General features: G+C 66.7%; 17 protein-coding genes, 1 pseudogene and 1 riboswitch. Of the genes and pseudogenes, 7 read left to right on the forward strand and 11 right to left on the reverse strand.

What is annotated here, in order from left to right:
* Nucleotides 1-2 precede the first annotated feature (2 nt).
* From ASF00_RS17125 to ASF00_RS17140, 4 genes are read left to right on the forward strand one after another with little or no spacing between them, the layout of a single operon-like run.
* A complete protein-coding gene (locus ASF00_RS17125; protein ID WP_055882152.1) occupies nucleotides 3-572 on the forward strand; it encodes a sigma-70 family RNA polymerase sigma factor in 570 nt (189 codons plus the stop codon).
* A complete protein-coding gene (locus ASF00_RS17130) occupies nucleotides 565-1,263 on the forward strand; it encodes an anti-sigma factor (protein ID WP_055882155.1) in 699 nt (232 codons plus the stop codon). The genes ASF00_RS17125 and ASF00_RS17130 overlap by 8 nt, the downstream gene beginning before the upstream one ends.
* Entirely contained in the window at nucleotides 1,263-1,727 is a 465-nt protein-coding gene (locus ASF00_RS17135; protein WP_055882159.1) for a DUF3429 domain-containing protein, read from the forward strand. The genes ASF00_RS17130 and ASF00_RS17135 overlap by 1 nt, the downstream gene beginning before the upstream one ends.
* A gap of 39 nt (nucleotides 1,728-1,766) precedes the next feature.
* Entirely contained in the window at nucleotides 1,767-2,324 is a 558-nt protein-coding gene (locus tag ASF00_RS17140) for a Uma2 family endonuclease (protein WP_055882162.1), read from the forward strand.
* Nucleotides 2,325-2,360: 36 nt separating this feature from the next.
* Here ASF00_RS17140 and hemA read toward each other — a convergent pair whose 3' ends face one another.
* Together hemA and murI are read right to left on the reverse strand one after the other, a co-directional pair.
* Complete coding sequence (hemA, locus tag ASF00_RS17145) at nucleotides 2,361-3,623, reverse strand: 5-aminolevulinate synthase (RefSeq protein WP_055882165.1); 1,263 nt, start codon at nucleotides 3,621-3,623, stop codon at nucleotides 2,361-2,363.
* Between the two features lie 136 nt (nucleotides 3,624-3,759).
* Nucleotides 3,760-4,548: a glutamate racemase gene (gene murI, locus ASF00_RS17150; RefSeq protein ID WP_055882169.1), complete on the reverse strand. Its 789-nt coding sequence runs from the start codon at nucleotides 4,546-4,548 to the stop codon at nucleotides 3,760-3,762.
* 199 nt (nucleotides 4,549-4,747) lie between these two features.
* On the opposite strand from murI, the gene plsY reads away from it, so the two are divergent.
* Together plsY and dprA are read left to right on the forward strand one after the other, a co-directional pair.
* A complete protein-coding gene (plsY, locus tag ASF00_RS17155) occupies nucleotides 4,748-5,362 on the forward strand; it encodes a glycerol-3-phosphate 1-O-acyltransferase PlsY (RefSeq protein WP_055882171.1) in 615 nt (204 codons plus the stop codon).
* Nucleotides 5,355-6,446 carry a DNA-processing protein DprA gene (dprA, locus tag ASF00_RS17160; protein WP_055882174.1) on the forward strand — a complete coding sequence of 364 codons (1,092 nt, stop codon included), beginning with the start codon at nucleotides 5,355-5,357 and terminating at the stop codon, nucleotides 6,444-6,446. The genes plsY and dprA overlap by 8 nt, the downstream gene beginning before the upstream one ends.
* 40 nt (nucleotides 6,447-6,486) lie before the next feature.
* Here dprA and thiC read toward each other — a convergent pair whose 3' ends face one another.
* From thiC to ASF00_RS17195, 8 genes and pseudogenes are all read right to left on the reverse strand, one after another.
* A complete protein-coding gene (thiC, locus tag ASF00_RS17165; RefSeq protein ID WP_055882177.1) occupies nucleotides 6,487-8,403 on the reverse strand; it encodes a phosphomethylpyrimidine synthase ThiC in 1,917 nt (638 codons plus the stop codon).
* Between the two features lie 39 nt (nucleotides 8,404-8,442).
* A riboswitch (TPP riboswitch) is annotated at nucleotides 8,443-8,552 on the reverse strand.
* A 371-nt stretch (nucleotides 8,553-8,923) separates the two neighbouring features.
* Nucleotides 8,924-9,802 (reverse strand): outer membrane protein, encoded by an 879-nt coding sequence (locus tag ASF00_RS17170; protein ID WP_082463531.1) that lies wholly within the window; start codon nucleotides 9,800-9,802, stop codon nucleotides 8,924-8,926.
* Nucleotides 9,803-9,881: 79 nt separating this feature from the next.
* Nucleotides 9,882-10,919, reverse strand: coding sequence for a ferritin-like domain-containing protein (locus ASF00_RS17175; protein WP_055882180.1), 1,038 nt, complete (start codon nucleotides 10,917-10,919; stop codon nucleotides 9,882-9,884).
* 52 nt (nucleotides 10,920-10,971) lie between these two features.
* Entirely contained in the window at nucleotides 10,972-11,991 is a 1,020-nt protein-coding gene (locus ASF00_RS17180) for a ferritin-like domain-containing protein (RefSeq protein ID WP_055882494.1), read from the reverse strand.
* A 520-nt stretch (nucleotides 11,992-12,511) separates the two neighbouring features.
* Entirely contained in the window at nucleotides 12,512-13,375 is an 864-nt protein-coding gene (locus tag ASF00_RS17185) for a MipA/OmpV family protein (RefSeq protein WP_055882183.1), read from the reverse strand.
* Between the two features lie 69 nt (nucleotides 13,376-13,444).
* Nucleotides 13,445-13,846, reverse strand: a complete 402-nt coding sequence (locus ASF00_RS17190) for a DUF2141 domain-containing protein (protein ID WP_055882185.1) — start codon at nucleotides 13,844-13,846, stop codon at nucleotides 13,445-13,447.
* Nucleotides 13,800-14,188: pseudogene (locus ASF00_RS18170) on the reverse strand (sterol desaturase family protein); the annotation flags it as partial. The pseudogene ASF00_RS18170 and the gene ASF00_RS17190, both read right to left, overlap by 47 nt.
* 231 nt (nucleotides 14,189-14,419) lie before the next feature.
* Nucleotides 14,420-16,693, reverse strand: a complete 2,274-nt coding sequence (locus tag ASF00_RS17195; protein WP_055882497.1) for a CDC48 family AAA ATPase — start codon at nucleotides 16,691-16,693, stop codon at nucleotides 14,420-14,422.
* Between the two features lie 264 nt (nucleotides 16,694-16,957).
* On the opposite strand from ASF00_RS17195, the gene ASF00_RS17200 reads away from it, so the two are divergent.
* Complete coding sequence (locus ASF00_RS17200) at nucleotides 16,958-17,842, forward strand: LysR substrate-binding domain-containing protein (protein WP_055882189.1); 885 nt, start codon at nucleotides 16,958-16,960, stop codon at nucleotides 17,840-17,842.
* Nucleotides 17,843-18,020: 178 nt separating this feature from the next.
* On the opposite strand, the gene ASF00_RS17205 is transcribed toward ASF00_RS17200, so the two are convergent.
* A complete protein-coding gene (locus ASF00_RS17205) occupies nucleotides 18,021-18,479 on the reverse strand; it encodes a peptidylprolyl isomerase (RefSeq protein WP_055882191.1) in 459 nt (152 codons plus the stop codon).
* Between the last annotated feature and the right edge of the window lie 33 nt (nucleotides 18,480-18,512).

The raw sequence follows: 18,512 nt of genomic DNA on the forward strand, positions 1-18,512 counted from the left end.
TCGTGACCAGAGCTTATCCAGACGCAGATGCCGCCCGCGCGCACCTCTCCGAGGTGCTGTTGCGTACCGGCCAGGAGGATCGCGACGCGTTTCGCGAACTCTATTCGCTGACCAGCGCGAAGCTTTTCGGCATCACCCACCGTATCTGCGGCAACGCCCAAGCCGCGGAGGATGTGCTGCACGAGGTCTATCTCACGATCTGGAAACGCGCCGGGGCCTGGGAACCCGGGCGCGCGAGCCCGATAACCTGGTTGGCGACGATCGCGCGCAACCGCGCCATCGACTGGCAGCGCGCGCAGGGCGTCCGCCGCACGAGCCCGCTCGACGATGCGCCCGACATCGCCGATCCCGGCGAAGGCGCCGAGGCGGGGATGCTGGCAAGCGAATCGTCGCGCGAACTGATCGAATGCCTGAACGGGCTCGAACCACAGCAACGCGACGCCATCCGCACCGCGTTCTTCGACGGCATCACTTATGCCGAACTCGCGATCAAGCGCGCCGTGCCGCTGGGCACGATGAAGAGCTGGGTCCGCCGCGGCCTCGCCCGACTGAAGGATTGCCTCGATGGCTGATCCCGACGCTATCCCGGAAGACGTCGCCGCCGCCGAACTCGCGCTCGGCCTGCTCGACGGCGAGGAGCGCGGCGCGGCACTCCGCCGCGTGCTCGCCGAGCCAGGTTTCGCGGCCCAGGTCGAATGGTGGCGGTCGCGCTTCGCCGCGTTGTTCGATCTCTGGCCGGAGCACGCGGCGCCGCCGCGTCTCGCCACGCGGATCGAGGCCAGCCTCGACGGTCCGACGGCCACCACGCCCCGCCGTTTTCCGTGGCCCGCGCTGGCCGCCATCACCAGTGCGATCGCCGCGTCGCTGCTGCTGTTCGTCATGGTCCGCCCCGAGCCGACCGTGCCCGTCTCGCAACCGACCCCGGTAGCGCGCGCGACCAGCGTGCTCGTCGCGATGCTCGGCGATGCGAAGTCGCCCGTCGCCGCGGTCTATGATCCCTCGAACGGCGCGCTCCGCGTCGCCGCCGGCCCCGGCGTTCCGGACGCGCGCGTCGCGGAGCTGTGGGTCATCGGCGGCGACGGTGTGCCGCATTCGCTCGGTCTGTTGTCGGGCCGTCCGACCGCGCTGGCGCCGAACGTCGTCGACCGCGGCCGCATAGCGCCCGGCGCGACGCTCGCAATCTCGGTCGAACCGCTCGGCGGCTCGCCGACCGGGCTGCCGTCCGGTCCGGTCGTCGCGACCGGTGTGGTCGCACGCGTCTGATGCCCGTGCGACCTGCCGCCGGCGGCGGCATTCCGCCTATCGCGCGGCTGCTCGGCCTGAGCGGCCTGCTCCCGCAACTCGGGGCGGTTGCGCTGTTGCTGAGCGGTGATCCACAAAGCCGCTACGCCGCGCTGGCGATCGCCTATGCCTATGCCGCGATCATCCTGAGTTTCCTCGGCGGCCTGTGGTGGGGCCTCGCCGCGCGCACCGACTCACCCCCGCGCTGGCTCTGGTTCGCCAGCGTCGCGCCCTCGCTGATCGCGCTCATCACCGCCTGGCCCTGGATGGTCGGCCTGCGCTGGCCCGGCCCCTCGCTGGTCTTGCTCGGCCTCAGCCTGATAGCCGCGCTGTGCGTCGACCGCGCGCTGGTCCGCGACGGTATCGCCCCGCCCGGCTGGATGGCGTTGCGTGTGCCGCTGTCACTCGGGTTGGGCGTGCTCACGATGCTCGCTGCGGCGTTCTGACGATTCGCGAGGGCACCGGTTTCGTGATACGAAGCGGCCATGAATAAATCCGCCGTTATTCTCCGCGCCGATCAGCAGATCCCGGCTCGTTTCACGACGGCCGAGTTCCTGCGCATGGGTGAGTCCGGCGCGTTCGACGATATGAAGGTCGAACTGGTCGAGGGGGAACTCGTACGGATGAATCCGCCGATGTCCGCACATGCCGCGCGCCAGGCCAAGATCGCGATCCGCTTGTCGCGTCTATTCGCCGAATCGCGGATCATGGGCGAAGTCGGCGTCGATCTCGGTAACGATACGGTAGTGGGTTGCGATGTCGCCGTCCTACGCGAACCGGTCGCCAAAAATCGCCTGCTGGTCGCCGCGGATGTCCTGCTCGTGATCGAAGTGCCCGAAACGTCGGCTGCCCGCGATACTACGTTCAAGCGCTTCGCCTATGCCAGTGGCGACATTCCGCATTACTGGGTCGTCGACGGCACCCGCGCCGTCGTCCATGTCTACGCCGCACCGGTCGAGGGCGACTACACGCGGTTCCGCTCGTTTGGCTTCGGCGAGCCGTTCGCCGTTCCCGGAACCGACGGCACGATCACGATAGACTGAGGCGGGAGCTCGACGCGCCAGACCGACGCGGGCCGGTCACGCCGCCTTACGCAGATCCAGCCGGCTCCAAATCTCGACCAGCGCATCGGTCAGTTCGCGCATCATCGCCTCGGTATGCGCAGGCCCCGGCGTGAACCGCAGTCGCTCGGTCCCACGCGGCACGGTCGGATAGTTGATCGGCTGCACGTACACGCCGTATTCGGCGAGCAGCACGTCACTGATCTTCTTCGCCTTGACCGGATCGCCGACCATCAAGGGCACGATATGCGTGTCGCCGATCATCACCGGCAGCCCGGCGTCTTTCAGCATCGCCTTGAGCATCGCCGCCGCGGCCTGCTGGCCGTCGCGCTCCACGCTCGACGCCTTCAGATGCCGCACGCTGGCAAGCACGCCCGCGACCAGCACCGGCGACAGCGACGTCGTGAAGATGAACCCCGGCGCATAGCTGCGAATCACATCGACGATCGTGCGATCGGCGGCAATATAGCCCCCCATCACGCCGAACGCCTTGCCGAGCGTCCCCTCGAGGATCGTGATCCGGTGCGCGACGTCGTCCCGCTCCGAAATGCCGCCGCCCCGCGCGCCGTACATCCCGACCGCATGGACTTCATCGCAATAGGTCAGCGCGTTGTAGCGGTCGGCGAGATCGCACACCGCGGCGATCGGCGCGATATCCCCCTCCATCGAATACACGCTCTCGAACGCGATCAGTTTCGGCACCGCCGGGTCTTCTGCGGCAAGCAGCTCTTCGAGATGCGCGAGATCGTTGTGGCGGAACACGCGCTTCTCGCAGCCCGAATTGCGGATCCCGGCGATCATCGATGCGTGGTTCAGCTCGTCCGAAAAGATGATGCAGCCCGGCAGCACCTTGGCGAGCGTCGCCAGCGTCGCCTCGTTCGAGACATAGCCGCTGGTGAACAGCAACGCGGCTTCCTTGCCGTGCAGGTCGGCGAGCTCGCCCTCCAGATCGACATGGTAGTGCGTATTGCCGCCGATGTTGCGCGTGCCGCCCGAGCCCGCGCCGACGTCGTGCAGCGCCTCTTCCATCGCCGCGATCACCTTCGGGTGTTGGCCCATCGCGAGATAGTCGTTCGAGCACCACACGGTGATCGGCTTCGGTCCGTTATGCCCCGCGAAGCAGCGCGCGTTGGGGAACGCGCCCTTGTTGCGGAGGATGTCGATGAACACGCGGTAGCGCCCCTCGGCATGCAATCGGTCGATCGCCTGCGTAAACACGCGCGAATAATCGACTCGTGGACCGCTGATGCCGTCCGTCGCCGTTTTGCCGTCGATACTCATAGGCTTGGGCACTACGCCTCACTTTCACTCAGTTCCAGCGCAATACCGCTCTTACGGTGATCGCTTTCCTCATCCTGGACGCACATTGCCACGATGCGCCCGCGAAGCAAGGTGCCACATTGTCCCAGGCCGACGCCTAAAGCTGCTCGATCCTGCCAAATCCCCGCGCCGTCAGCGCCGGTCCGAGCCTGCGCTCCTCGTCGCCCAACCGCGTGAAGACAGCGATGCCCTCGCCCGCGCCCGACCACGTTTCGTCCTGCATCAGGTGAACGATCCGCCGCGCGATCCCGGGACCGCCGTCGACGAACCGGACGCCGGGCGCCGCCGCCGCAAGCTCGGCTTCGACCAGCGGGAAATGCGTACACGCGTTGACGATGACATCGATCGCCGCCCCGCCGGTCTGCGAGAACAAACCATCGAGCACCGCGACATAGCGCTCCGGCGCCACCGCCCGCCCGTGCAGCTTGGCCTCCGCCATCTCGACCAACGCCGCCGACCCGTAGCGTACCACCGTGCAATCGCGGGCGAACCTCGCCGCGAGATCGTCGACATAGGCCTGCCGCACCGTCGCCTCGGTCCCCAGCACGCCGATCGTCCGCGTGACCGACAGCGCGGCGGCGGGCTTGATCGCCGGCACCGTCCCCACCACCGGCAGGTCGAGCGCCGCGCGCACCACGGCCAGCGCGATCGTCGACGCGGTGTTGCACGCGATCACGATCAACCGCGGCCGGTACCGCTCCGCCAAGCGCCCCAGCAGTACGGGCACGCGCGCCGCGATCTCCGCCTCGCTTTTGGTGCCGTAGGGAAACCCGGCCGAGTCGGCGGCATAGACGAACGGTGCGTCGGGGAGCGCCGCGCGAGCCGGGCCGACGATCGAGAGCCCGCCGACGCCGGAATCGAAGAAAAGGATGGGGCGTTGGTCCATTCCCGGTCCTTAGAACGGATCAGTTCGCGCAAACTAGGCCGGATTACCCCGATGCGCGCCAGAGCCTGACGATCCTCCCCCGCCAGGGGGAGGATCGAGATCGGTCGACGACCGCTCATTCTTGAGCACGCCGTCGATCACCGCGCCATTTGCCGTCCGCGCCGCGTCGTTTATAAGCCGTCCGGAACGGGGGACATAGTTGCAGACGGAAATTCTCTGGGTCGCGCCCACGCTATCGCTCGTGCTGAGCTATCTGCTCGGCTCGATCCCGTTCGGCGTCATCCTGACGCGGGCGGGCGGTGCGGGCGATCTGCGGACGATCGGCTCGGGCAACATCGGCGCCACCAACGTCCTGCGCACCGGGCGCAAAGGCCTCGCCGCCGCCACGCTGCTGCTCGACATGGCCAAGGGCGCGGTCGCCGTGCTGCTGGTCGCGCACCTGTTCCCCGGCAACACACCCCTGGCAGCCGCCGGAGCGTTCATCGGCCATTGCTACCCGATCTGGCTCGGGTTCAAGGGCGGCAAGGGCGTCGCCACGCTGATGGGGATCGTCGTCGCGCTCCACTGGCCGCTCGGGCTGGTCTATGCGGTCGTCTGGCTGGGATTGCTCGCGGCGCTGCGCATCTCCTCGGTCGCGGGCATCGCCGCCGCGCTGAGTGCGCCGTTCGCCGCCGCGCTGTTCGGCCGGTTCGACCTCGTCCTGCTGCTACTCGCGCTCGCGCTCATCGTGTTGTGGAAACACCGCGAAAACGTCGAACGGCTGTTCTCGGGGACCGAACCGCGCATCGGCTCCAGCCGGAAAAAGAGTGACTGACCCGATCGTCTCACGACTTCGGCTTATCCGCACGACCGGGATCGGACCGGTCACCTATCGCCAGCTCATCGCCCGCTTCGGCAGCGCGGACGCCGCGATCGACGCGCTCCCGATGCTCGCCGCGCGCGGCGGCGGCCGCAGCCCGCGCGTTGCCGACGCGGCCCTGGCGGAACGCGAGATCGCCGCCACCGCAAAGCTCGGCGCGCGCTATCTCTTCCTCGACGACCCGGACTATCCGCGGCTGCTCGCGGAGATCGAGTCCGCGCCCCCAGCGCTGATCCTGCGGGGCGACATCGCGCACGCGGCCCGCCCCTGCATCGCGATGGTCGGCGCACGCAATGCGTCGGCCGCCGCCTGCCGCTTCGCGCGCCAGCTCGCGCTGCAGCTCGCCGAGGAGGGTACGACGATCGTCTCCGGCCTCGCGCGCGGCATCGACACCGCCGCGCATATCGGCGCGCTCGGCGCGGGGTCGCGCGGCGCCACGATCGGCGTCATCGCCAGCGGGATCGACATCGCCTACCCGCCCGACAACACCGCGCTGCAGGAGCGCATCGCCACCGACGGCCTGCTGCTCGCCGAACAGCCGCCCGGCACCGAGCCCAAGGCGCGCAACTTTCCCTCGCGCAACCGCATTATCGCCGGGCTCGCGATCGGCACGGTCGTGGTCGAGGCCATCCCCAAGTCGGGCTCGCTGATCACCGCACGCCTCGCCAACGAATCGGGTCGCGACGTAATGGCCGTCCCCGGCAGCCCGCTCGATCCGCGCGCGCAGGGCTGCAATTTGCTGATCCGCGAGGGCGCAACGCTGGTGCAATCGGCGGCCGACATCCTCGAACAGATCCGCCCGTTCGATCCGCGCGCGGTCCGCTCGCCGATCGACGCCTATGCCGCCGATCCGGCCGCAGACGCCACCGACACCGATCGTCGCCGGATCGTAGACCTGCTGGGCCCGGTCCCCGTCGCGATCGACGAACTCATCCGCCAGTCGCGCCTCGGCCCGGCGGTCGTCCACACGGTGTTGCTCGAGTTGGAACTGGGCGGCCGCCTCGAACGCCACGCCGGCGGCCGCGCCAGCCTGATTTAACGATCCTCCCCCTCGCGTGGGAGGCCAACAAGGTCGGTGATCACTCCGCCGGCAGATAGATCTCGCTTCCTTTCGCCCGGAACTTCTCGCTCATGTCGGCCATCCCCCTCTCGGCGTCGGCGTGGGTGCCGGTCGCGAAGATTGCCCGGCCGACATCGGCCGCATCGATGTCCGCCGCGAGGAACGTGTCCGCGGGTGCATTCTGCGTGGCGGCAAAGTCGCGGACCTCCTGCGTGATCTTCATCGAGCAGAATTTGGGCCCGCACATCGAGCAGAAATGCGCGGTCTTGGCGCCTTCTGCGGGGAGCGTCTGGTCGTGGTAGGATTCCGCCGTATCGGGGTCCAGCGAGAGGTTGAACTGGTCGCGCCAGCGGAATTCGAAGCGGGCGCGGCTCAGCGCGTCGTCGCGCATCTGGGCGGCGGGGTGGCCCTTTGCCAGGTCGGCGGCGTGGGCGGCTAGCTTGTAGGTCACGACGCCGACTTTCACGTCGTCGCGGTCGGGCAAGCCGAGATGCTCCTTGGGCGTGACGTAGCAGAGCATCGCGGTGCCGTACCAGCCGATCATCGCGGCGCCGATGCCGCTCGTGATGTGGTCGTAGCCGGGGGCGATGTCCGTCGTCAGTGGCCCTAGGGTGTAGAAGGGGGCTTCGCCGCAGACTTCGAGTTGCTTGTCCATGTTCTCCTTGATCTTGTGCATCGGGACATGGCCGGGGCCTTCGATCATGACCTGGACGTCGCTCTTCCACGCGCGGTGGGTGAGTTCGCCGAGTGTGTAGAGTTCGCTGAACTGCGCTTCGTCGTTGGCGTCGGCGATCGAACCGGGGCGCAGGCCGTCGCCCAAGGAGTAGGCGATGTCGTACGCCTTCATGATCTCGGTGATCTCGTCGAAGCGCTCGTAGAGGAAGCTCTCCTTGTGGTGGCTGAGGCACCATTTCGCCATGATCGAGCCGCCGCGGCTGACGATGCCGGTGACGCGCTTGGCGGTCATCGGGATATAGGCGAGGCGGACGCCGGCGTGGATCGTGAAGTAATCGACGCCTTGTTCCGCCTGCTCGATGAGCGTGTCGCGGAAGATCTCCCAGGTGAGGTCCTCGGCGACGCCGCCGACCTTCTCGAGCGCCTGGTAGATGGGCACGGTGCCGATCGGGACGGGCGAGTTGCGCAGGATCCATTCGCGCGTGTCGTGGATGTTGCGGCCGGTGCTGAGGTCCATCACCGTGTCGGCGCCCCAGCGGATCGACCAGACGAGTTTGTCGACTTCGGCGGCGACGTTGCTGGCGACCGCCGAGTTGCCGATGTTGGCGTTGATCTTGACGAGGAAGTTGCGGCCGATCGCCATCGGTTCGGATTCGGGGTGGTTGATGTTGTTGGGGATGATCGCACGGCCGCGGGCGATCTCGTCGCGGACGAACTCGGGGGTCACGAAGTCGGGGATGCTCGCGCCGAAGCTCTCGCCGTCTCGAACATAGTCCTTGAGCATGGTGCGGCCGAGATTCTCGCGCGTGGCGACATATTCCATTTCCGGGGTGATGATCCCCCGTCGCGCGTAGTGCATCTGGCTGACGTTCTGGCCTGGCTTCGCGCGCAGGGGCCGCTTGATGCTGCCGGGGAATTGCGGGACCCCGCCCGAGCGGTCGGGGCCGAGCTGGCCATTGTCCTCGGGGCGGATTTCTCGGGCGTCGTAGGATTCCACGTCACCTCGGGCCTCGATCCAGCCCCGGCGGAGTTGGGGGAGGCCGGCGTTGATGTCGATCGTCGCGCGCGGATCGGTATAGGGGCCGCTGGTGTCGTAGACGCGCAAGGGAGGCTCGGCGCAGCTCGGGTCGAGGACGATCTCGCGCATCGCGACGCGGACGTCGGGGCTCGACGGGACCGCGACGTGAATTTTGCGCGAGCCGCGGATCGGGCCGGTGGTGACGCCGATGTCGGTAGTGTTGGACTGCGTAACGACGGCCATGCGCGTGCTCCTAAAGGTCTCGGAGCAAGGCTTGCGGTTCTGTGGCGACCGCTCCCTCCCTCCGCCGGTATCAACCGGATCAGGTTCAGCGGGTCGAAGGCTCCTGCCTTCCTCTCAAGCGCGGACTAGCGCTCCCCCGGGGTGGCGCGAGCATAGGCTGCCCGAGGTGGCGTGCAATGGGAAATTTGGGGGCTTGGGTCGACCGGGGCTGGCTCTTGCAATCCTCCCCCGCCAGAGGGAGGTGGATGGCGCATGCCAAACGGAGGGCGAGGTAAGGGAAAACCTCGGTCACATGTCCTCCCCCTCCGTCGCCTTCGGCGCCACCTCCCCCTGCCGGGGGAGGATTGCGGTTGTGCAGACAAGGGAAAGGCCGCTGCCCTGTCGGGGCAGCGGCCTTTTCGGTGTCGTGTAGTAGTAATCGCCCCTCCCCGTTCGTGCCGAGCGCAGTCGAAAGACCCTTGCACGTGGGGCTTACCCTTCGACTTCGCTCAGGGCGAACGGGGATCGAAGGTGCGCTACCTCAGAACCGGAAAGAAACGGTGCCGCGCAGCGAGTGCCAGCGAAAATTCTCGTCGCTGCGGCGGAAGGTGGTGCCGGTGGTGTTGGGCGCCAGCACGAACGGGTTGTTCGCCAGCAGGACCGGGCTGCCGGCGAGCGTGGTGCCCGCGGTGACCAGCACGCGGGCGTCATCGTCCTTATACTGGTGATAGGTGTATTCCATCCCGATCGAGATGTTCCGGGTCAGCTTCTGCTCGATACCGCCGCCGCCGACATAACCCCAGCGCTTGTCCGAGCCGGTCGCCGCAAACGCGTTGGCGGTGTTGGTCGTGAAGAAGAGATTGTCGATCTTGGCATAGCCGGCGCCACCGGTGGCGTAGAACAGCGTGTTGCGCGCTGCGAGGCCGGCGCGGGCGCGAACCGACCCTTCCCACTTCAACTTGCGCGCCATCGTGTAGCTGGCGGGCGTGGTCGAGAAACCGGCGACGCTGTCGGTGATGTCGGACTTGCCAAATTCGCCGACCAGGCCGACCACGAACGGGCCGCTCTGCACGTCGAAGCCGGCGCGGCCATAATAGGACCAGCCGTCATCGTCGTTGCGGCAGCCAAAATCGACAACCGCAGTGCGGGCGGAGCCGTTGCAGAAGCCCGGCGAGAAGGCGTTAGCGCCGGTTATGGTGTTGACGCTGTCGTTGAAGTTGCCGTCGCCGTTGCGATCGAACAGGATCGACGAGCCGACATCGTTCGGCTGGACGTCGTAACCGCCGGCCGCGCCGATATAGAGGCCCGAGAACGGCTTGCTGTCACGGTCGTTCGTCATGTCCTGCGCGGCGGCGGGAACGGCAAAAATGCCCGCGGTGGCGAGACCGGCGAGCATGGTAAGCGTCGTGAAGTGTTTCATGGTCATTCCCCAAAACAAGGATCGCGGCGCTCCTGAATGCGCCGCGATCCGAGGTTTCTGTTTCAGTCCGTAACGGCGATCACGCGTTGGCGCCGCTGGTCCGAAGTGCATCAGTGCGATTGTTGGTGCCGTTGGGGAAGAAACCCCCGCCGATCCGTGCGGTGCTGGTCAGATAGGCGATGTTGTGCACCTGCGCGATCGACCGGCTATAGGCCAGGCCGTTGGCGTCGGTCGGCACGATGTTCGAGATCGTCGGATCCGACCCGGTGATGCCCTGGTCGATGTCGCCGATCACGCCGGTCGCGCTGTTGGTGACGGTGCCATCCAGGCTGTCGCGTGCGTCGCTGATCTGGCCCGCAATCGTGCGCAGCGACGGTGTATCCAGGCCCTTGCGGTACAGGATCGTGCGGATCAGGCCGGCGTGATAGGCCTCTGCCGCGAGGATGCCGGCGGCGGCCTCGAGATAGGTCTTGTTGGCGATCAGCGCCGCTGCGCCCTTATAGGCGGAGACGCCGACGTCCTCGAAGATGTATGCGCCGAGCAGGAAGCTGTTGTCGTCGGCATAGGGGTTGAACACCTGCGATGCAGAGACGACGCCGGCTGCGCGTGCGGCGGCCGTGAACGCACCCGGAGCGGCAACCGTGCCGACCGAGATATCAATCGCGGGCTGGGCGACGGCGGCGGTGCCGAGCGCGGTACGCAGGAACGCGACATGCGCGACCTCGTCGATCGCGATCTCGCGGGCATATTCACGAACGACGGCATCCTGGAACGGGACCTGTGCGCCGCCGGTAACGGCACCCTGCGTACCGGTGCCGGTGAGCAGGCTGGCGTTCAGGCCGACGCCGAACGCCGCGAACGCATAGAATTGCGCTTCGAGATATTCGAGGTTGAGCGCGAAATTCAGGATATCCGCATCGTTGATCGCAGCGGTCGGGGTCGGGGTCGGCGTGGGCGCGGGTGCGAGATCAGCATCGTCGTTGCCGCATGCTGCGAGCAGGCTGGCGCCACCGATGGCAAGCGCGGAGCCACCGGCGAAGCGGAGGAAGCCGCGGCGCTCGTTGCGGCGGGTGGCGATCGCGTCGAATATCTCGAGCTTGGTATTGAGATCGGTCATTGGGTCAAATCCCCTGAATAGCGAAGAAGAGCGTTGGGCGAGGCTGATGCGATCAGACTGCCGCAGTGCTCGTCTTGATGGTGCCGTTCATGCCCGACGGGTAGAAACCGCCGGCCGATGCCGCACCGCTGTTGAGATAGACGATGTTGAGCACCTGGCTCGCCGAGCGGCTGTAGGCAACGCCGTTGCTGTCGAGCGGAACGATGTTCGACACGGTCACCGCGGCCTGCGTGGTGGCGAGGTTGATCGGCGTCGCGCTGTACGACGAGATGCCCTGGTCGATATCGTTCGAACCGAAGATGGTGGTGTTGGCGCCGCCACCATCGAGGCTGTCGCGCGCCCGCGAGATCGCATCGGCCGAGGTGCGCAGCGACGGCGTCGCGATGCCCTTGCCATACAGCGTCGTGCGCACGATCGCGGCGTGATACGCCTCGACCGCGAGCAGCCCGGCCGCCGCCTCGAGATATGCCTTGCTGGTGAGCAGCGGTGCGGCGCCCTTGTAGGCGGTCACACCGACGTCTTCGAAGATGAAGGCACCAAGCAGGAACGCCTCGTCCGAGGCATAGGGATCGAACGCCGTCCCGGCCGGCACGAGGCCGGCAGCTTGCGCCGCGGTCGAAAAGGCACTGGTGGCGGAGACGCTGACGTCGATCGCCGGCTGCGAGACGGCGGCGGTGCCGAGCGCGGCGCGGAGGAACTTGACGTGGGCAATCTCGTCCTGCGCGATTTCGCGCGCATATTGCTGGACGATCGGATCGGTGAAGTTGACCTGGCGACCGCCGCGCACGGCGCCTTGCGTGCCCGAGCCCGATAGCAGGCTGTTGTCGAGCCCGGTGCCGTAGGCGGCGTAGGAATAGAATTGCGCCTCGAGATATTCGAGGTTGAGCGCGAAGTTCAGCACGTCCGCGTCGGTGATCGACTGCGCCGCCGCGGCGCTCGACATCGACAAGGCGGTGGCACCGGCTGCGGTGATCGCCGCCGCGCCGAGCGCATTTTTGAAGAACTCACGCCGCTCGCTGCGTCGCTCCACGCGAGCATCGAGGGCTTCGATCAGGTGCACGCTCTCGGTCATATCAGGGTCCTCCCCCTTGTTGTTGCAGACGTCGGAGTTATTGAAACAATCGAACAATCGGGACCGATGAGAGTAATACCCTGTCGCCAAGGCCGAACTCGTAACGCGCTCTGTTGCGGACATAAAAAATGCCGTCCACGGCGAGGAACGGCTGCAATCGCGAAATGGACGCAGCATTAACGCGGGTCGGGTGAAATAAATTTCAGGGACCTGGGCGGCGCGATCCTGCGGCGCGCGCCGGGGCATCGGCGCGGCACCAGCGCGTGTCGCCGGCGGCCGCTGAACGCGGTGCTGGCGGTACAAACCCGGTTGCCAGCGCCGTACCGCAACGCCGCGGTCGTTGCAGCGAGCGCCCCGCCCCGCCCCGCCGGCAATGGTCGTGCGCCGCGCGACGCAAAAAGGGCAGACGCAGGCTGCGCCCTGCGCCCCTCCGTCTGCCCAGCGTCCCCTCCGGCGGGGAGCATCGATGGTATAGGCGCCTGCGCTCGTGCCGCGGTTCGGACTGCGCGTGTGCCGTAGATCAGAAGGTGTAGGTCAGCCCCAGCGCGCCCAGCCACTGGTCGGCAGAGCCGACGTCGGCGACGATCGGGCTGTTCTTGTACTTGCCGAGCATGCGTCCGTAGAGCACGCCCGCGCCGACCCCGAAGCCATGGCGGAGATCACCCGATAGGCTCTGCACGACGAAGAACGAGGCGTTGGCGCGACGGAAGCCGCTGTCGTTGACGTCGTAGGTGCGCAGGCCGCTCGCGAGCGAACCGATCGGCGTCACCGCGGCATAGGTCCGGCCAAAGCCCTTGCCGGCATAGTCCGCCGACAGCCCGATCGCGACGAGCGTCCGGACCGAGAGCGGGGTCGTGTAGTTGACCTGCGGGGTAATGACGTAGCTGTCATAGGTACCCGACACGTCGTGGACATAGGCGACACGCGCGGTGAGGGTATCGTAATCGCTGGTGATGACGCCGGTCTTGCCGATGCCGACATAGCCGCCGAGCTCATAGGCGGTATCGATCTTGCCGAGCGCGCGGACCTGGCGGTTGTCGATATCGCCGGTGCGATCCCGGCGGACACCACCGATAACGCCGACTTCGTAATTGATGCCGACCTCGCCCGTGTTCGGGATCAGGTTGAAGTATAGCTGCGTGCCGCGCAGGAAGAAGTCATGCCCGCGCACCGTGCCGATGACCGCACCCGCGGGTATGAAGGAATTGCTGTCCGCACCTTCGTAATCGGGCATCGACACGACGCCAAGCGCGACCGTGACGCGGTTGTTGTCGGCAGGATTGGTGATCGGCGGCGACGGGTTCGGATCGGTCTGGGCGACAGCGGGGGTGGCGATCGGGAGCACCGCGATTGCGGCAGACGTGAAGAGAGTGAATGCGCGCAAGGAGATGCTCCGGACAAAAAGGTTCCAGCGCAAAACGCAGCGCGTTCATTTTCGGTCCGTTACGATCGGTCAGAAGATATAACGCATTTTCACCTGTTGCATTTCGGCATCACCGGCAAGCATGAACCGGGCGGCCGAAAAACGGGGCGGGCCGAACCGGACCGCGGCGTTGCGCGAAAAGCCATAGCCCTCGCGCGGGATGCCGGCGATCGTATCGAGCTTGGCGTTGCTGTTCTCGTCATGGATGATCGCGAGCGCATACCCGCGCTGAGGCAGACCAGGGAAGCTCGTGGTGTGAAGGCTCGCCGGAATCGACCGCGTGAGCGCATTGCCGTCGTCGACGCAGGCGGGAAAATTGTCCGGGTCCGCGGTCAGGCAGATCCGGATCAGGCCCTTTGCCGAGCGCAGATTGTCGACCGCGACGTCAAGCCGCGTGACGGGGGCTGCCGCCGCCAGCGTCAGCCACGCCAACGCGCCCGCCGCGACGAGCGGAAGCGTGCGTCTTGGTGACGTCGCCCGGCCTGTTATCGGTGCCGCAGAGCCGATCCCAGAAGCGGAAATAGAGGCCATAGTTGCACCCGTATTGTTCGTGACGGCGCTGATGATGGCTGGCCGTGATCCGCCAACCACCCACTGCACCGCGCCACATGAACCGCGGGAAAACTTCCCACCGCATGTGGTTGGTTACCCCATAACGGTCATGATTCTTAGTACCAGACCCAGCGCGCCGCTATGGATCGGAATCAGCGATACCAGTAGCGGAATTATCACAGCGCCAATACCCGCCTCGGTCGCATGGAACGAACCGCCCGCGCGGTCGACGGTCGGCTGGCAGACCCGCCTGCGCCGGCTTGAACGGCTTCAACCCGGGTGGCCGTCCAGGCGTGCCGTCACGCGTCGGCGCCGATGACGCTGCTGGTCGCCGGACCGGTCGGCCCCTGAACAGGCGCGCGTCGTCGGCCTCGATCGCGATCATATCGCAGCCGCCCGGTGGACGGCCCCCGCCCCCCCCCAGCCTTGCGCCGGCGGGGAAGGCGAGACCGCTCAATCGTCCTTTCGTACCGGAAACGCGAAGCCGAGCGGCTGGATCGCGGTCGCGTCCTGCTTCAGCCGCGCGGCCATCTGCTCGTACTCGCGCTCGGTCTCCGGGGTGACGCTCGCGCGCGATTCCTTCAGCGCGCCGTCGAAGTCAGCCATGGTAACGTCAGTCGAGTCGATCGACCGCCGCAACGCGACCAGACCGGCACGGCGGACGACATCCTCCAGATCCGCGCCGCTGAAGCGGTCGGTCCGCTCCGCGAGACGGTCGAGATCGACGTCGCTTGCGAGCGGCATCTTCTCGGTCTGGATGCCCAGGATGCGACGGCGGCCAGCCTTGTCGGGGACTCCGACATAGACGAGCTCGTCGAACCGCCCCGGCCGCAGCAACGCCGGGTCGATCAGGTTCGGCCGATTGGTCGCACCGATCACGACGACCGATTGCAGCTCCTCCAGCCCGTCCATCTCCGCCAGGATCGTGTTGACGACGCGTTCGGTCACCTGCGGCTCGCCCGTACCGCTGCCCCGCGCGGGCACCAGCGAATCGAGCTCGTCGATGAAGATCACGCATGGCGCAACCTGACGCGCGCGCTGGAACAGCCGCGTGATCTGCTGCTCGCTCTCGCCATACCATTTGCTCAGCAGGTCGGACGATTTGGTGGCGATGAAGTTCGCCTCCGCCTCGCGCGCAACCGCCTTGGCCAGCAGCGTCTTGCCGGTGCCGGGCGGACCGTAGAGCAGGAAGCCCTTGGCGGGCCGGATCCCCAGACGGCGGAACGCGTCGGGGTTCTTGAGCGGCAGTTCGACGCCTTCCTTCAGCCGCATCTGCGCATCGTCGAGCCCGCCGACATCGGCCCAGCGCACCGTCGGCGCCTGCACCATGACTTCGCGCATCGCCGATGGCTGGACGCGTTTGAGCGCACCGAGGAAATCCTCGCGCGTGACCGACAGTTCGTCGAGCACTTCGGGCGGAATCGTCCGCTCCTCGAGATTGAGCTTGGGCATGATCCGGCGGACCGCCTCGATCGCCGCTTCACGTGCGAGCGCGGCGAGATCGGCGCCGACGAAACCGTAGGTCGTACGCGCAAGCTCATCGAGATCGACGCGGTCACCGAGCGGCATGCCGCGCGCGTGGATGCCGAGGATTTCGCGGCGGCCACGCTCGTCCGGGACACCGACGACGATCTCGCGGTCGAACCGGCCGGGACGGCGAAGGGCTTCGTCGATCGCCTCGGGACGGTTGGTGGCGGCGATCACGACGAGGTTCGCACGCGATTCGATGCCGTCCATCAACGTCAGCAGCTGTGCGACAAGACGCTTTTCGGCCTCGCCCGACACCTGACCACGCTTGGGCGCGATCGAATCGATCTCGTCGATGAACACGATCGACGGCGCGGACTTCGCGGCTTCCTCGAACACCTCGCGGAGGCGTGATTCGGACTCGCCATAGGCCGAGCCCATGATCTCGGGACCGTTGATCAGGAAGAATTGCGCATCCGATTCGTTCGCGACGGCGCGCGCGAGCCGCGTCTTGCCGGTGCCGGGAGGGCCATGCAGCAACACGCCCTTGGGTGGATCGACGCCCAGCCGCTGGAACAGTTCGGGATAGCGCAGCGGCAGTTCGACCATCTCGCGCAGCTGGTCGATCGTCTGCGCCATGCCGCCAATGTCATCGTACGTGACGTCGGCGCGCCGCGCAGCCTGCGGCTCCTCATATTCGGAGCGCAGTTCGATCTCGGTATTCTCGTCGATATGCACCACGCCCTTGGGGCTGGCGGCGATCACCGCGAGGCGGATTTCCTGCAACGCGTAGGCCGGCGCGTTCATGAACTGCTGGACGCCCGGCGGCATGTTGCCGACGCGCTGATGCCCCGCGGTCGCGACGATGTCACCCTGGCAGATCGGCCGGCCAAGGAACGTGCGCTTGAGCGCGTTGGTCGAACCCTGGAGGCGGAGGTTCTGCTGGGCGGGCGCGAAGACGACGCGCGTCGCAGGCTTCGACTCGGCCTTGCGCACCTCGACGAAATCGCCCGAACCGACACCCGCGTTCGCACGCTGGAGCCCGTCGATACGCAGGATGTCGAGGCCTTCATCCTCGGGATACGGCCCGACGGCGCGCGCGGGCGTATTCTGCTTGCCGAGGATTTCGATCACGTCGCCCTCGCCGATCGCGAGCGTCGCCATGAGCGCGCGCGGCAGATGCGCTAAGCCACGACCGCTATCCTCGGGCCGCGCATTGGCAACCTGGATTTTCCGCGTGGGGATTTCGCTGTCGGGCATCTCAATTCCTTCGAACTCGTAGCGCCCGAGATAGGGCGCCGGTTCCGATGGTTCGAGGACTTGAAAACACAAAAAAAGGGCCGGCCAATAAAGGCCAGCCCATGAAAGTTTTTAGGAGAGGATGCCTGAAAGGCGAGGTCTTTTTGCGTCGGGACGGTTGATGTTGCAAGTGCGAAGGGATCAGCTACGATTGCGCGAACTGCAATCGTATGGCTGAATGCGTCCAGCGGTCGTTGTCACACTCGTCGAGTCGAAAGAGGAATCATGCGCAGGCTGCCGCCATTGGGGGCTATCGAGGCGTTCGTGCAGGTCGCGCGACTGGGCTCGATCAAGGCCGCAGCCGAGGATCTGGCACTGTCGGCCCCCGCGCTCAGCCGGCGTGTGCAGAGCCTCGAGCGCTTCATCGCCAAGCCTTTGTTCGCGCGCCGGCATCAGGCGATGGTGCTCAATGCGGATGGCGAGCGGTTGCTCGCGCAGATCGCGCCGGTGCTAGATTCCCTGTCGGATGCGGTCGAATCGCTGACCAGCACGACCGAGGTGCTGCGGCTGCGGCTAGGGATCCTGCCGCTCTATGCGTCGCAAAAGCTTTTCCCGCGACTGGGGGAATTGCGCACGACGCATCCCGAGCTCCATCTCGACATCGATACCGCCGCGCACCTTGTGTCGCGACTCGGCGACGGGCTCGACGCGGTGATCGCCTTGTCGCGCGAGATCGATCCGTCGCTCTACGCGCGGCGGCTCGATCGCAATTCGGTCTATGTGATCGGCGCGCGCAGCCTGCTCGAGCGGGCGGACCCGGTCACGCGGCCCGAACAGCTCGCGACGCTGACCGCGCTGGTGCACCGCGACATGACCGATACGTTCACCGCATGGCGAACGGCGGCGGGACTCGACGAGATCGAGCCGCTGGCGATCGACCATTTCGATTCGGGCGCGCTGATGCTCGAGGCGGCGGCGCAGGGCCTGGGCGTCGCGTTCATGCATGCGAGCCATTTCGCCGACGCCAACGATCCGCGGCTGGTGCGGCTGTTCGATATCGCGGTGGAGAGTCCGTACAGCTACTGGTTCGTGTGCCGCCCTCGCGCGCTGCAGACCAAGCCCGTCAAGCTGTTCCACGACTGGCTGATCCGGACCCTGGCGGAAGTTTAGCCCGGCGTGGCTTTCGCCGGGATACCGGGTGTATGTTTGAGAGAGGATCAGGGTAGCAACTGCGGGGCGCTTCATGTTCGAAGCGCGCCGCGGCAAAGCCGCGCCGTCGGACGCAGTTGCACTCCGCCGGCCGGCTTCGGCTGTCTCCGGCGCAGCCTCGGCTGCGCCGGTGCAGCCTTTAGGCTGCGCGGGCCTTGACGATCTTGCCCGGCGTACGCGGCGGCTCGCCCTTGGGCAGCGCGTCGATCAGGTCCATGCCGTCGGTGACTTCGCCCCACACGGTGTACTGCTTGTCGAGGAAGCGCGCGTCGTCGAACACGATGAAGAACTGCGAGTTCGCCGTGTCGGGCTGGTTGGTGCGCGCCATCGAGCACACGCCGCGGACATGCGGCTCGGCCGAGAATTCCGCCTTGAGGTTGGGCTTGGTCGACCCGCCGGTGCCGTCGCCGCGACCACCGTCACCGCCCTGCGCCATGAAGCCCGGGATCACGCGGTGGAAGGGCACGCCGTCGTAAAAGCCTTCGTTCGCGAGTTCGGCGATCCGCTCGACATGCTTTGGCGCGAGATCGGGGCGGAACTTGATCGTGACGTCGCCGCCGTCGAGGGTCAGCGTAAGCGTTTCGGGGGTATCAGCCATTCATGTTCTCCTGAATTGATGAGGCGCAGATAG

This window comes from Sphingomonas sp. Leaf34 (assembly GCF_001421805.1).
Taxonomy (GTDB): Bacteria; Pseudomonadota; Alphaproteobacteria; order Sphingomonadales; family Sphingomonadaceae; genus Sphingomonas.

Coding starts and splice junctions, on each gene's coding strand:
- ASF00_RS17130 (WP_055882155.1), top strand. CDS start 565: ATGGCTGATCCCGACGCTATCCCGGAAGACGTCGCCGCCGCCGAACTC.
- ASF00_RS17135 (WP_055882159.1), top strand. CDS start 1,263: ATGCCCGTGCGACCTGCCGCCGGCGGCGGCATTCCGCCTATCGCGCGG.
- ASF00_RS17140 (WP_055882162.1), top strand. CDS start 1,767: ATGAATAAATCCGCCGTTATTCTCCGCGCCGATCAGCAGATCCCGGCT.
- hemA (WP_055882165.1), bottom strand. CDS start 3,623: ATGAGTATCGACGGCAAAACGGCGACGGACGGCATCAGCGGTCCACGA.
- murI (WP_055882169.1), bottom strand. CDS start 4,548: ATGGACCAACGCCCCATCCTTTTCTTCGATTCCGGCGTCGGCGGGCTC.
- thiC (WP_055882177.1), bottom strand. CDS start 8,403: ATGGCCGTCGTTACGCAGTCCAACACTACCGACATCGGCGTCACCACC.
- ASF00_RS17170 (WP_082463531.1), bottom strand. CDS start 9,802: ATGAAACACTTCACGACGCTTACCATGCTCGCCGGTCTCGCCACCGCG.
- ASF00_RS17175 (WP_055882180.1), bottom strand. CDS start 10,919: ATGACCGATCTCAATACCAAGCTCGAGATATTCGACGCGATCGCCACC.
- ASF00_RS17180 (WP_055882494.1), bottom strand. CDS start 11,991: ATGACCGAGAGCGTGCACCTGATCGAAGCCCTCGATGCTCGCGTGGAG.
- ASF00_RS17195 (WP_055882497.1), bottom strand. CDS start 16,693: ATGCCCGACAGCGAAATCCCCACGCGGAAAATCCAGGTTGCCAATGCG.
- ASF00_RS17200 (WP_055882189.1), top strand. CDS start 16,958: ATGCGCAGGCTGCCGCCATTGGGGGCTATCGAGGCGTTCGTGCAGGTC.
- ASF00_RS17205 (WP_055882191.1), bottom strand. CDS start 18,479: ATGGCTGATACCCCCGAAACGCTTACGCTGACCCTCGACGGCGGCGAC.